General features: G+C 42.3%; 10 protein-coding genes. 8 read left to right on the plus strand and 2 right to left on the minus strand.

Translation table 11 applies throughout. From position 1 onward, the window contains the following. Window positions 1–25 precede the first annotated feature (25 nt). The 7 genes from sucA (at window position 26) to AB4135_RS14285 (ending at window position 10,647) form a co-directional block, all read left to right on the plus strand. Window positions 26–2,848, plus strand: a complete 2,823-nt coding sequence (sucA, locus tag AB4135_RS14255; RefSeq protein WP_371993878.1) for a 2-oxoglutarate dehydrogenase E1 component — start codon at window positions 26–28, stop codon at window positions 2,846–2,848. 32 nt (window positions 2,849–2,880) lie between these two features. Beyond that, window positions 2,881–4,071, plus strand: coding sequence for a 2-oxoglutarate dehydrogenase complex dihydrolipoyllysine-residue succinyltransferase (gene odhB / locus AB4135_RS14260; RefSeq protein WP_371993880.1), 1,191 nt, complete (start codon window positions 2,881–2,883; stop codon window positions 4,069–4,071). Window positions 4,072–4,152: 81 nt separating this feature from the next. Next, window positions 4,153–5,319 carry an ADP-forming succinate--CoA ligase subunit beta gene (gene sucC, locus AB4135_RS14265; protein ID WP_020913026.1) on the plus strand — a complete coding sequence of 389 codons (1,167 nt, stop codon included), beginning with the start codon at window positions 4,153–4,155 and terminating at the stop codon, window positions 5,317–5,319. Continuing rightward, entirely contained in the window at window positions 5,319–6,191 is an 873-nt protein-coding gene (gene sucD / locus AB4135_RS14270; RefSeq protein ID WP_371993882.1) for a succinate--CoA ligase subunit alpha, read from the plus strand. The genes sucC and sucD overlap by 1 nt, the downstream gene beginning before the upstream one ends. 743 nt (window positions 6,192–6,934) lie before the next feature. Next, complete coding sequence (locus AB4135_RS14275) at window positions 6,935–8,950, plus strand: methyl-accepting chemotaxis protein (protein WP_371993884.1); 2,016 nt, start codon at window positions 6,935–6,937, stop codon at window positions 8,948–8,950. A gap of 229 nt (window positions 8,951–9,179) precedes the next feature. Beyond that, a complete protein-coding gene (locus AB4135_RS14280; protein ID WP_220737519.1) occupies window positions 9,180–9,488 on the plus strand; it encodes a hypothetical protein in 309 nt (102 codons plus the stop codon). Window positions 9,489–9,723: 235 nt separating this feature from the next. Further along, window positions 9,724–10,647 (plus strand): AEC family transporter, encoded by a 924-nt coding sequence (locus tag AB4135_RS14285; RefSeq protein ID WP_371993886.1) that lies wholly within the window; start codon window positions 9,724–9,726, stop codon window positions 10,645–10,647. 12 nt (window positions 10,648–10,659) lie between these two features. Here the strand turns inward: AB4135_RS14285 and AB4135_RS14290 are convergent, their stop codons facing one another. Then, window positions 10,660–12,339, minus strand: coding sequence for an FMN-binding glutamate synthase family protein (locus AB4135_RS14290; protein WP_371993888.1), 1,680 nt, complete (start codon window positions 12,337–12,339; stop codon window positions 10,660–10,662). A gap of 217 nt (window positions 12,340–12,556) precedes the next feature. On the opposite strand from AB4135_RS14290, the gene AB4135_RS14295 reads away from it, so the two are divergent. After that, window positions 12,557–13,057, plus strand: a complete 501-nt coding sequence (locus tag AB4135_RS14295; RefSeq protein ID WP_371993890.1) for a GNAT family N-acetyltransferase — start codon at window positions 12,557–12,559, stop codon at window positions 13,055–13,057. A 72-nt stretch (window positions 13,058–13,129) separates the two neighbouring features. On the opposite strand, the gene fur is transcribed toward AB4135_RS14295, so the two are convergent. Continuing rightward, window positions 13,130–13,561, minus strand: coding sequence for a ferric iron uptake transcriptional regulator (fur, locus tag AB4135_RS14300; RefSeq protein ID WP_220737515.1), 432 nt, complete (start codon window positions 13,559–13,561; stop codon window positions 13,130–13,132). Window positions 13,562–13,600: the final 39 nt, after the last annotated feature.

Here is a 13,600-nt window from a genome sequence, read left to right on the forward strand (position 1 = left end):
GTGTATAAGTTTGAAAGGAATAGAAATGCACCAAGGCATCATGAAAGCCTGGCTCGAATCGTCTCATCTTAATGGCGCGAATTCGACCTATGTAGAAGAGATGTATGAAGCCTATCAAGATGACCCACAGTCAGTAACAGAAGACTGGCGAGTCGTGTTTGATAACCTCCCTCTAGTGAATGGTACCTCTAGTGAAGTGCCTGAAGCTGCCCACTCTAAAGTACGTGACTATTTTCGTAGTCTTGCATTAGACGGACGTCAGAAAGGCTCACCAAAAGTGACCGATCATGAAGTCGATGCAAAACAAGTTAAAGTCCTACAGCTAATTAACGCGCACCGTTTTCGTGGTCACCAGAACGCGAGCTTGGATCCGCTAGACATTTGGAAACGCGATACCGTTTCTGAATTAGACCCTGCTTTCCATGGTCTAGATAGCGATGATATGCAGCGTGAATTTAATACCGGTTCATTTGCACATGGTGGCGACACCATGAAGTTAGTTGATCTGGTAAAAGCGCTGAAAGCAACATACTGTGGCTCGATTGGCGCTGAGTATATGCACATTACCGATACAGATGAAAAGCGTTGGATCCAGCAACGTCTTGAGCCATCTTTAGGTGCTGCCAACTACTCAAAAACTGATAAAACTCGAATTCTAGAAGGGCTTAATGCCGCAGAAGGTATGGAAAAATACCTTGGTGCTAAGTTCCCAGGTGCAAAACGTTTCTCACTTGAAGGTGGTGATGCGCTTGTACCTATGATGCGTGAAATTATTTATCGTGCGGGTGATGCTGGTACCAAAGAAGTGGTTATCGGTATGGCGCATCGCGGTAGACTTAACGTATTAGTTAACATTCTTGGTAAGAAACCGTCGGAATTGTTTGATGAATTTGCTGGTAAGCACAGTGATGAGCTTAACGGTAGTGGTGATGTAAAGTATCACCAAGGTTTTTCATCTGACTTTGAAACACCAGGCGGGAATGTCCATCTTGCACTTGCTTTTAACCCATCTCACTTAGAGATCGTCAATCCAGTGGTTATTGGCTCTGTACGCGCTCGTTTAGATCGACGCCAATGTGATACTGGCCTGCAAGTGATGCCAATTACCATTCATGGTGATTCAGCGATTACGGGTCAAGGTATCGTTCAAGAAACCTTTAACATGTCGCAAACTCGTGGCTTCAAGGTTGGCGGTTCAATTCGTATCGTTGTCAACAACCAAGTTGGTTTCACGACTAACCTAACTGAAGATGTACGTTCTACGGAATATTGTACCGATATCGCTAAGATGGTACAGGCGCCAATTTTCCACGTGAATGCTGACGACCCTGAAGCGGTTGCTTTCGTGTCACAACTTGCTGTTGATTACCGTAACGAATTTAAGCGTGATGTGGTCATTGATCTGGTTTGTTATCGCCGTCATGGTCATAACGAAGCGGATGAGCCGAGTGCAACTCAGCCACTGATGTATGCAAAAATTAAGAAGCATCCAACACCAAGAAAGATTTACGCCGACAAACTTATTGCCGAAAACGCAATGGGTGCGGATGACGTAACCTCTATGGTAAATGCTTACCGTGACGCGTTAGATGATGGTGATTGTGTCGTCAAAGAGTGGCGTCCTATGACGTTACATTCTGTTGATTGGACACCTTACATTGGCGCAGAGTGGAATGATGACTACGACGCGCATATGTCGATGGACAGAATCAAGAACCTAGCAGAAAAAATCAGCTATGTTCCTGAAAGCCATAAGCTGCAATCTCGTGTTGCCAAGATCTATAAAGATCGTTTATTGATGGCTTCAGGTGAGAAATTGTTAGATTGGGGTTTTGCTGAGACATTAGCTTACGCGTCAATTCTTGAAGATAAGAAACGTATCCGCATTACCGGCCAAGATTCAGGCCGTGGTACTTTCTTCCATCGTCATGCTGTACTGCATAATCAAAATGACGCAACGGCATACATGCCACTGCGTAATATTGCTGATAACCAAGGTCCAATCGACCTTACCGACTCTGTTCTATCTGAAGCATCAGTACTTGCATTTGAATATGGTTACGCCACTGCAGAACCTGGTGGACTCACACTTTGGGAAGCGCAGTTTGGTGATTTTGCTAACTGTGCCCAGGTCGTTATTGATCAGTTCTTATCATCTGGTGAGCAAAAGTGGGGCCGTTTATGTGGTCTGACTATGTTGCTGCCTCATGGTTATGAAGGTCAGGGACCAGAGCATTCAAGTGCACGTCTAGAGCGTTTCCTACAGCTTTGTGCGAATCACAATATGCAGGTTTGTGTGCCATCGACACCGGCACAGGTTTACCACATGTTGCGTCGCCAAGTTGTTCGTCCAATGCGTCGCCCACTTGTCGTTATGTCACCTAAATCATTGCTGCGTCATCCATTAGCCGTTTCAAGCATGGAAGAGCTTGCTGAAGGTACATTCCAGAATGTTATCGGTGAAATAGATGAACTTGACGCGAGTAAAGTCGAAAGAGTCGTGTTCTGTAGCGGTAAGGTTTACTTTGAGCTACTAGAGCGTCGTCGCAAAGAAGGTCAAGATAACGTCGCACTTATTCGTGTGGAGCAGCTTTACCCGTTCCCACATGAAGAAGCTGCCGCAGCACTTGCTGACTATGCTCACGTTAAAGATTTTGTTTGGTGCCAAGAAGAGCCACAAAATCAGGGTGCTTGGTATTGTAGCCAACATCACTTCTGGAGCGTTATCCCAGCAGGAGCTCAATTGAGTTATGCCGGTCGTGAAGCTTCAGCTGCGCCAGCATGTGGTTACCCTGCATTGCACGCTCAGCAACAAGAATCGTTAATTAGCAGCGCATTAAAGCTGTAGTAATAGACATTATATAAAAAGGATCGTTATCCATGAGTATCGAAATTAAGGTACCCGTTCTGCCAGAATCTGTTGCTGATGCAACTATTGCTACTTGGCATGTTCAAGCTGGCGAGCAAGTTTCTCGTGATCAAATCCTTGTTGATATTGAAACTGATAAAGTAGTACTTGAAGTTGTTGCACCTGAAGATGGTCAAATTGCTGAATTCCTTGCGGAAGAGGGCGAGACTGTTTTAGGTGAAGCGGTTATCGCTAACTTTGTTGCTGGCGCAGTTGCTGGTCAAGAAGTAACTAAAGCTGAAGCAGAAGCGGCAACTCCAGCAGAAGCTGAAGAGACAAGTGATGCGCTAAGCCCATCAGTGCGTCGTTTAATCGCTGAGCATAATGTTGATGCTGCCGCGGTTAAAGGAACAGGTGTTGGCGGACGCATTACTAAAGAAGACGTTGAAGCTTTCGTTAAGAATGCTAAAGCCGCGCCAGCGCCTGCAAGCGCTCCAGCTGCGGTAGCTGCGCCGCTTGCTGATCGTAGCGAGAAGCGTGTACCAATGACACGCCTTCGCAAGACGATTGCTAATCGCCTACTAGAAGCTAAAAACTCTACTGCCATGCTAACCACGTTTAACGAAGTTAACATGAAGCCAATTATGGATATCCGTAAGCAGTATCAAGAGATTTTTGAGAAGCGTCATGGTATCCGTTTAGGCTTTATGTCTTTCTATGTTAAAGCAGTGACAGAAGCGCTTAAACGCTTCCCAGAAGTTAATGCTTCTATTGACGGCGATGAAATTGTTTATCACAACTATTTTGATGTCAGTATTGCTGTTTCAACGCCACGTGGCCTTGTGACTCCAGTTCTGCGTGATACCGATAAGATGAGTCTAGCTGATATCGAGCGTAATGTTCGTGAGCTTGCACTTAAAGGACGTGACGGTAAATTAACCGTTGCTGACATGACTGGCGGTAACTTTACTGTGACTAACGGTGGTGTATTCGGTTCATTGATGTCTACCCCAATTTTGAACCTGCCACAAAGCGCGATTTTAGGCATGCATGCCATCAAAGATCGCCCAATGGCAGTTAATGGTCAGGTTGAAATCCTGCCTATGATGTACCTCGCACTCTCTTACGACCACCGTATCGTAGATGGTCGTGAGTCGGTTGGTTATTTGGTTGCTATTAAAGACTTCCTAGAAGACCCAACTCGTCTGTTACTTGACCTTTAAGGTTAAGGCAGACAATACCCTCGTTGCAGGCCCAATAGGGCCTGTTGAAAAATTGACAAGAAGTATAATGGATAGATCATCATGAATTTGCATGAGTATCAGGCAAAATCTTTATTTGCCGAATATGGTTTACCAGTGTCAGAAGGTTTTGCATGTGATACAGCTCAAGAAGCTGTTGAAGCTGCAGGCCATATTGGCGGTGATATGTGGGTTGTTAAGTGTCAAGTACACGCAGGCGGCCGTGGTAAAGCAGGTGGCGTTAAAGTCACTGGCGATAAAGAAGAGATAAGAGCGTTTGCTGAAAATTGGTTAGGTAAGAACTTAGTGACTTACCAAACTGATGAGAAGGGTCAGCCAGTTGCTAAAATCTTAGTAGAAAGCTGTACTGACATTGCAAATGAATTGTACTTAGGTGCTGTTGTTGACCGTGCTACACAACGTGTTGTGTTTATGGCATCAACTGAAGGCGGCGTTGAAATTGAAACTGTGGCAGAAGAAACGCCAGAGCTCATTCACAAAGCAATTATTGACCCGCTAACAGGTCCACAGCCATACCAGGCTCGTGATCTTGGTTTTAAGTTGGGTCTAACTCCAACTCAAATGAAGCAGTTCACTAAGGTCTTTATGGGCTTAGCGAAAATGTTTGAAGATCATGATTTCGCACTGCTTGAAATCAACCCGCTTGTAATCACAGACGAAGGTAACATTCACTGTCTTGATGGCAAGATCGGTATCGACGGTAACGCACTTTTCCGCCAACCTAAAATCCGTGAAATGCACGATCCATCACAAGATGATGCTCGTGAAGCTCACGCGGCTAAGTTTGAGCTTAACTACGTAGCACTAGACGGAAACGTTGGCTGCATGGTTAACGGTGCAGGCCTAGCAATGGGTACGATGGATATCGTAAACCTACATGGTGGCAAGCCAGCTAACTTCCTAGATGTTGGCGGCGGAGCGACTAAAGAACGTGTTGCTGAAGCATTCAAGATTATCTTGTCTGACTCAAACGTTAAAGCTGTTCTTGTGAACATCTTTGGCGGTATCGTTCGTTGTGACATGATTGCTGAAGGCATCATTGGCGCTGTTAAAGAAGTTGGCGTTGAAGTACCTGTTGTTGTTCGTCTTGAAGGTACTAACGCTGATCTTGGTCGTGAAGTTCTTGCTAACTCTGATCTAGACATCATTGCTGCTACAAGTCTTACTGATGCAGCTGAGCAAGTCGTTAAAGCTGCGGAGAGCAAATAATGTCTGTATTAATCAATAAAGAGACTAAAGTAATCTGTCAGGGTTTCACTGGCGGTCAAGGTACTTTCCACTCTGAGCAAGCTATCGCTTACGGTACTCAGATGGTTGGTGGTGTATCTCCAGGAAAAGGCGGACAAGTTCATTTAGGTCTTCCAGTATTTAATACTGTTAAAGATGCTGTCGCTGCAACTGGCGCTACTGCTACTGTTATCTACGTGCCTGCACCTTTCTGTAAAGATGCAATCCTAGAAGCAATCGACGGTGGCATTGAGCTAATCGTTTGTATTACTGAAGGGATCCCAACGTTAGATATGCTTCAAGTTAAAGTTAAGCTTGAAGAGACTGGCGTGCGTATGATCGGTCCTAACTGTCCAGGTGTTATCACTCCTGGTGAGTGTAAGATTGGTATCATGCCTGGTCATATCCACAAGCCTGGTAAAGTCGGTATTGTTTCACGTTCTGGTACATTAACGTACGAAGCAGTTAAGCAAACGACTGATGAAGGTTTTGGCCAATCTACTTGTGTAGGTATTGGTGGTGACCCTATCCCTGGTACTAACTTCATCGACGTATTGGAAATGTTCCAAAACGATCCACAAACTGAAGCAATCGTGATGATTGGTGAAATTGGTGGTACTGCTGAAGAAGAAGCGGCTGAATACATTAAAGCTAACGTAACTAAGCCTGTTGTTTCATACATTGCTGGTGTAACTGCACCGGAAGGCAAGCGTATGGGTCATGCGGGGGCAATTATCGCTGGTGGTAAAGGTACTGCGGAAGATAAGTTTGCAGCTCTAGAAGCTGCAGGCGTAACTACTGTGCGCTCTCTTGCTGACATCGGTAAAGCTTTACGTACTAAAACGGGTTGGTAATAACCTAGTTTTATTAAAAGCCGCTCTTTAGAGCGGCTTTTTTATGGGAGTAACAAACTGAATTTCGGTCATATAGCATTCCCTCTCTAAGACTGGCACTAAAGCTTCTAATATCAATACCAATAGATACAATGATTTACTCAGATTGCTGCGTTATATCACGCTGATTATACCTATCATACTTAGAGAGCAACGCTACCTTTTAGCCATTATGGCGTACTAAAAGTTGATAAATGTTTAGTTGTCATTATTAAATATTGATTTTAATTCAAGGGTATAGGTTTTTTGTCGCTAGTAACGTACAACGGTAGAGTGTATATTGTATGTGAATGATGTTTTGTGCTTATGCTACAAAATCATACCAAGGTTATCGCTTAGGAATAATACCAACCAGTATAAAGATTTGATCGCTCAGCGAGAGTTTAACGGTTTTGAAGAAAGTTAATGAATGAAGGGCATAGTAGAACTAGGTTTAAGTTAATTAACGCTGTATCAGAACTGCAAAACTCGCCAGTAAGGAGTGTTTTTGCTACCTACTATTGCGTTGAATAAATTCATATGAGAATAAGTATTATGTCATTACTCGCATTGAATTAGTTTGCAAAAAGCATTCTGCGTAGATCAACTTCATATACTGATTGGCATAAGATTATTATATCTGTATTTTGGCAGCCTATTTTGCTGTTCAACTCCTAAGGCACTGTAACGTAAAATCACAATTATAATAACGGAGATCGGGTTAAATGGCTTTTCTTCAACAGAGTATGGTAAGGCAATTCATTGCAGGTCTACTGTTTACTTTAACTTTGATAACACTCGGTAGTTCTATTCTAAAAAGCTATCAGGTACGCCAAGAGTCTGCGGTCGCATTAAATGAAGAAGTTGAAAGGGTATTACAGCAATTGACCGGTAAGATCGATCATATGTTGTATTCGCGCACCAACCAACTAGATGCGGTTTTTACTCATCCAAATACCACCGCAGCGATTAAATCGATACAAGATCGTGGCTTGAAATATGAAGAACATGAGATGTTGGCCCCAGTTAGTGATTATTTTCAGTCGCTAATTAGATCAGACACATCTTTGGTTAGCTTATTTTTTACAACGACTGCTACCTGGGAGTATTTTGATCATGACAGTAAAAACAAAGATCCCGATTACTACATAAATCAGCGACCTTTTTGGCAAGAGTTTCTAAGTCAGATGAATCACTATGTCAATGATCCCTACTTAGATGCCGATGGTGAAATTCTTTTAACCTTTAGAGCACCAGCATATGACCAACAGCGTAATCTAATTGGTACCGTAGGATTAGATTTGGATTTGGAGCAAGTGAATCGAGAGTTTGCCGCACTGCAGAGTGTATATCCAGGACTTGCTGTATTTGTTGTAAGTGACAGTGGCTTACTGGTTAACTTCCCTGATATGGTCAATCAGATGATGTCTAATGGATTGAGTACGTTAGACATGGCCGCGATAGATGAAAATTATAAACAACATGGTGCTGAAGGATTCGGCACTATGTGGCAGGCTTATAACGCTAGAAACGATAAAGAACATATCGTGCAGTGGAATAATCAGCAGTACCGGGTATTTTTGCAACCTTATGAGCGTGCACTCCCTGAGGTGCATTGGAATGTCGCAGTTATGTTGCCAGAAAGCGCTATTATAGCCCCCGTTGACGATGCAGTAAGAGACAATATTTTGCACTCAGTTATATTCAGCTGTGTGATAGCGTTATTTATGTGGCTATTGATCAAATGGCAACTTAAACCTTTGCAACAGTTACAGCAGGCGATGCATTCAATAAGCCAAGGAGATGCAGATCTAACCCGTAGGTTAAACATTAATAGAAAGGATGAACTCGGCAAGCTCTCGGAAGCGTTTAATGATTTTGTGAGTAAAATCCAGGTGATGGTTAATGAATCAAGTTCATTAGCGAATAAATTCTACCAGAACTCTCGAAATAGCTTACAGTCAACTGCAGAAACTAATGCCATCGTTGGTCAACAAAAAGCACAGCTAGCGAATGTAGCTAGTGCATCTGTGGAAATGGCGCAGACTAGTGAACATGTTGCTGGTCGTGCACAAGATATCTCTGCTATCGCATCTGAAACTAAGCAGGGGGTTGCAAGTGGGGTCGCTAATATTGAAACAGTTAATGACAGGATGGGTATTTTAGCTGATCAGATCCAACAGGCGACGGACGTAGTGGCGGCATTGGAGCAAGATACTAGCAAAATAGGTGAAGTTGTTAATGTTATCGGTGCAATCGCTGAGCAGACTAATCTATTAGCGTTAAATGCGGCTATTGAAGCAGCAAGAGCGGGCGAGCAAGGGCGTGGTTTTGCTGTTGTCGCTGACGAAGTACGTAACTTGGCTTCTAGAACTCAGACTTCAACGACTCAAATTCACGATATTGTTGCTGAGCTGCAAAATACGGCTAAAGATGCAGTTGGCGTAATGAACCAAGGGTTAGAAGAAACAAAATCTAACAAGGCTGCGACACTTGCAGTTATTCCAGAGTTTGAAACTATTCTTACTTCTATGGAGCAACTTGAACAGCACATGGTCGATATTTCCTCTACTATCACGCAGCAGTCGAGCACTGCAATACAGATGAATCAAGAGATTGTAGAGATTGATGAGATGGCTTCCGGTACGGTAACTCAAACTCAATCTTTAGCTGTAACTATTCAAGAAACTGAATCCCAGTCTTCTGAGTTGATAAACGCTATGGCACGCTTTAAGTCGTAAACCCAAGGGACTTACGTTGTTTAAGTCATAGATCTAAGAGGACAAATATTTGCGCTTTACTAGTGTGTTTCTAAAAATTCGCTCTCTTTTTTTTAGAGTTTAATGTTTATATTAGAGGGTTAATTAGAATTATTGGTGATTAAAATGGAAAAAGCAGTCTAAAATATGGCGATGTAACAGCGATCTGTTATACCTAATTTATCTATAGAGGAACTTGTAGGTAGATTTTATGTCTATGGTCAGCGCGAAAGAGTTTTCAGATTGGTTGAGGTTGAGATTCGAGGGGCTCAATGAAGGGGTCTCTTTGTCTCGCAAAGATATTAATCAGTTAACAGGGCGGCAGAACTTCTCAGCCGATTTTGTTAACGATATACATTTTGAACTAATGCGCCATGATTTGGCTTTTGTTACGGACACATCTAGAGAGAATTTTTATCTGGTGCCGATCAATAAACAGTCATGGAGAGAGAAGCTAGAGCAGCAGTTTGAGAAAGAGATATTTTGCAATGTCATCCCTTTGAATATTTCTAGTAATTAGTGTTCCACCAAGTGTGCTTGTTTACCTTGCTAATTTAGGCTTTTTGTAGCAGCGGATGCTTGTTTACTAGCCTTGTCAGGTCCCTCGATATCGAACCAATGTCGTGTACTCTGTGTAAAATATCCGTTTAACTTTCCAAATCCTTACCGTTATTTTGATACAATTATTAATCTTTATATTGGAATTTAATCAAGAAATTTCCAACTTCTTCTTCCTGGACTAAATTAAACCGGTAATGGCCATTATTTCAATCGTTTTTCCTCTCATATTTATGGCCGTATTAGGCTATATACTCACCATCAGATCCGTTTTTTCTAAAGAACAGATCAGTGGCATAAGTTTATTTACCTTCTATCTCAGCATTCCTGCTTTTCTATTTATAAATATGTATCAAGCTGACTTAACCAAAAGCTTTGATATTAAAGCATTAGCTAGTTTTTATTTACCGGTCTTAGTTGCATATAGCATTGGCTTTTTACTTTTCTATTATGTACGAAGAGGCCAAACGCAACCTATGGCTAACAGTGCGGCTTATGGCCTAGGCTGCAGTTATTCAAACACTATCTTAGTGGGCTTACCGATTATCGTTGGCGCGATAGGGCAGGAGATGATGGGAAATGTATTTATTATTATTACCTTTCATAGCGCGTTACTATTTTCGCTGACCTTTACTCTAGGGTTAAGTGGCAGCAAAGCTAATTTTAAGGCAGGGCCGTTTGTAAAAAGTATTGTGTTTAACCCTATCGTGATGAGTATCTCTTTAGGTTTGATCCTCAATCTATTGCAAATCCCCTTAGCTGATAACTTAGTCAATGGTATTCATTTACTGAGTCAACCTGCATTAGCATGTGCGCTGTTCGTGCTAGGAGCAAACCTGTGTTTTTATAAAGTAGCGAAGGATTGGAAGTTGGCTTTAATGGCTTCGTTGATTAAGTTAATTTTGCTGCCCACTTTTGTTTATGTGCTCGGTTTAATGTTCAATCTAGAAGCTGATATGCTCGCTGTACTGGTATTGCTCAGCGCTTCTCCACTTGGCATTAATGCTTATCTTGTCGCGATGCAAGTTCAAGCTCAACAGACGGTAATAGCCAGTACTGTGGTAATTTCCACAGTACTGTGTGTGTTTACAATGAGTTTTTGGTTATCAGTTTTACTATAATTTAGGTAAAATTTACTTAGGCTGAATTTGATCTCGTTGATGACTAGCATGCTTGGCGCGAGAGAACTCAGCCGGCGACAAGATGTAGGTGTCCTCACTATAGAAATCATCACTTCTTGCCATACGCCACCAGTCGCTCCAAGGTCCCTCAATGTGCTTCTCTTGCAGTAACTCATTTTCTTTTAATGGCTCGATGAGGCTGCCTACCGACATTAATAGCCCATATGGAGTGCGCTTTTTTAACATATGGGGCATTAACTTGGCCGGATTATCTAAGCCCATGCTGCCGACGAGTTCAAAAAAGCTCTCTATGGTGTTGTGATGATAGTTTTTCACCCGTTCACTTTTATCAATAACGTTAATGGCTTTGCTTCGAGCAGGGTCTTGAGTGGCAATACCGGTAGGGCACATATTGGTATTACAGTGGCGAGATTGAATACAACCGAGTGACATCATCATGGTGCGAGCTGCATTGACGGTATCAGCTCCCATGGCTATTTTTGCTAATAGATCAAAACTGGATGCAGTCTTACCAGACGCGATGATATTTATTTTATCTCGTAACCCTGCGCCTATAAGTGCGTTATGAGTAAAATAGACCCCTTCTAAACACATCATACCTAAACGGTTAGAGAACTCGACAGGCGCAGCACCTGTACCTCCCTCTGCTCCATCTACCGTAATGAAGTCGGGTGTAATGCCTGTTTCTAGCATCGCTTTACACAAGCCTAAAAACTCAACCGGATTACCGATACAAAGTTTAAAGCCAATGGGCTTTCCTTCGCTTAATGTTCGCAGTTTTACCACAAAATTAAGTAGATCTTTTGGTGTTGTGCATTCAGGGTTTACTGCCGGTGATACACAGTCCTTATCTTTGGATATATGCCTAATAGCGGCAATCTCATCAGTAATTTTTGCTGCTGGTAATACACCACCATGACCAGGCTTCGCGCCTTGAGAGAGCTTTATTTCAATCATTTTTATTTGCGGACGAGTCGCCATCGCTGCGAACGTGTCGGGGTTAAAGTTACCTTCATCATCACGACAGCCAAATAAACCTGAGCCAATTTGCCAAACTACATCTCCATGGTGCTTTAAGTGGTAGGGACTCGCACCACCTTCTCCGGTATTGTGATAACAGCCAGCCTTTAGAGCACCTAAGTTTAAAGCTTCAATGGCGTTTGAGCTTAATGAACCAAAACTCATGGCAGAGATGTTGAGGTAGGAAGCATCGTAAGGCTTTAAACAATCAGGCCCACCAAAACGTACGCGTTTAGCATCGGCTAAAACATCTCTTGGGTGTAGCGATTGCCATAGGCTTAAATAGTTATCCTCAAGTAGATCACGCTGTGTACCAAAAGCAATGGTATCTCTGACATTTTTTGCTCGTTGATATACAAGGGAGCGTTGCTCGCGATTGAAAGGCTTCTCTTCGGTATCATTGGCAATGAAGTATTGTTGAATTTCAACTCGATATGACTCAAGAAAGTAGCGAATATGCGCGACAACAGGGTAAAGGCGATTAAGCGTATGTTTACTATGATACATATCAAAGTAGCCAATAATACTGTAGCTCATCGTTAATAAGAGTAATAAGACGGTACCAATACTTGTTTGGCTAATGGCGAAATTGACTGCAATCAAGTTGCCCAAAGAAGCGATAATCCAAAAGAATTTTTGCATGATGGTCATAAGTATTCCTTACTATTAAGCACCTGATAGCGGATTGTCTTATTGAAAGGCATTTTTGCCAATTAGGCAATCTTGTTTTAATACTTTCTAATTTAAATAGAAATTAGTTATATTAGTATCGATTATAGTCACAAAGTCGTGAATACAGATAAGCATACTATGTTTAACAAATTGTATGTTGCAGTAATATGGATAGCGCAATACCAAGGAGTTTAAAGTGATAATAGCTGAAACCGAGAGGCTGATAATACGGCGATTTGAGTCAAAAGATACTAAAGCTATCTTTTTACTCAACAGTATCCCGGAGATCCTTACCTATATCCCTGGTGCGCCAATGACTAATATTTCTCAGGCTGAAGAGATCTTGGAGAATATGATCTTGAGTAGTTATGAGCAGCTAGGCTATGGTCGTTGGGCGGTAGAGCACAAAGCTGATGCAAGAGTGATAGGTTTTTGTGGCCCAAAGTACATTGAGGAGTTCGGCGAAGTAGAGCTTGGTTACCGTTATTTACCGGCTTATTGGGGCAAAGGGATTGGCTTTGAAGCGGGAGACGCCGCGTTATCTAAATTTATTGATTACGATATACAAGAAGCTATCGCTTTAATCCTCATTGGTAATAGGGGCTCTGAAGGCGTGGCAAAAAAACTAGGCATGCAAGAGCGTGGACGAGACAAGTTTATGGGGCACAAGGTCAATGTTTTTCACAAATATCTTTAGCCAAGCGTTATTTAGTTAACCATCACCCACAAAAAAACCAGCTTTAAGCTGGTTTTTTTATTTCAATAAACTTTATGACTCACCATGTTCACAGTTGTCATTGGTGCAAACACCGTAAAGGTAAAGGCTGTGGTTTGTCAGTTTGATGTTGTGCTTCATGGCAATTTCATCTTGACGTTGTTCAATCATATCATCAGAGAATTCGAAGACTTTGCCACATGATAAACATACAAGGTGATCATGGTGGTGTTGTGTTGCAAGTTCGAACACAGCTTTGCCGCTTTCGAAATGATGACGAGTCACTATGCCTGCATCATCAAACTGGTTAAGTACTCGATAAACCGTCGCTAAGCCGATCTCTTCACCCAAATCCAGTAGCTTTTTATAGAGATCTTCAGCACTGATATGCTGATTCTCTGGTCCTTGCATCAATTCTAAAATTTTGACTCGTGGTAAGGTTACTTTCAAACCCGCTTTCTTTAGCGCTTGATTTCCATCTGTCATTATTGTTCTCTTGATTGCAGAACGGCCTGTTAACTCGAG

Source organism: Shewanella sp. 10N.286.54.B9, assembly GCF_041468565.1.
Taxonomy (GTDB): Bacteria; Pseudomonadota; Gammaproteobacteria; order Enterobacterales; family Shewanellaceae; genus Shewanella.

Coding starts and splice junctions, on each gene's coding strand:
- sucA (WP_371993878.1), top strand. CDS start 26: ATGCACCAAGGCATCATGAAAGCCTGGCTCGAATCGTCTCATCTTAAT.
- odhB (WP_371993880.1), top strand. CDS start 2,881: ATGAGTATCGAAATTAAGGTACCCGTTCTGCCAGAATCTGTTGCTGAT.
- sucC (WP_020913026.1), top strand. CDS start 4,153: ATGAATTTGCATGAGTATCAGGCAAAATCTTTATTTGCCGAATATGGT.
- sucD (WP_371993882.1), top strand. CDS start 5,319: ATGTCTGTATTAATCAATAAAGAGACTAAAGTAATCTGTCAGGGTTTC.
- AB4135_RS14275 (WP_371993884.1), top strand. CDS start 6,935: ATGGCTTTTCTTCAACAGAGTATGGTAAGGCAATTCATTGCAGGTCTA.
- AB4135_RS14280 (WP_220737519.1), top strand. CDS start 9,180: ATGTCTATGGTCAGCGCGAAAGAGTTTTCAGATTGGTTGAGGTTGAGA.
- AB4135_RS14285 (WP_371993886.1), top strand. CDS start 9,724: ATGGCCATTATTTCAATCGTTTTTCCTCTCATATTTATGGCCGTATTA.
- AB4135_RS14290 (WP_371993888.1), bottom strand. CDS start 12,339: ATGACCATCATGCAAAAATTCTTTTGGATTATCGCTTCTTTGGGCAAC.
- fur (WP_220737515.1), bottom strand. CDS start 13,561: ATGACAGATGGAAATCAAGCGCTAAAGAAAGCGGGTTTGAAAGTAACC.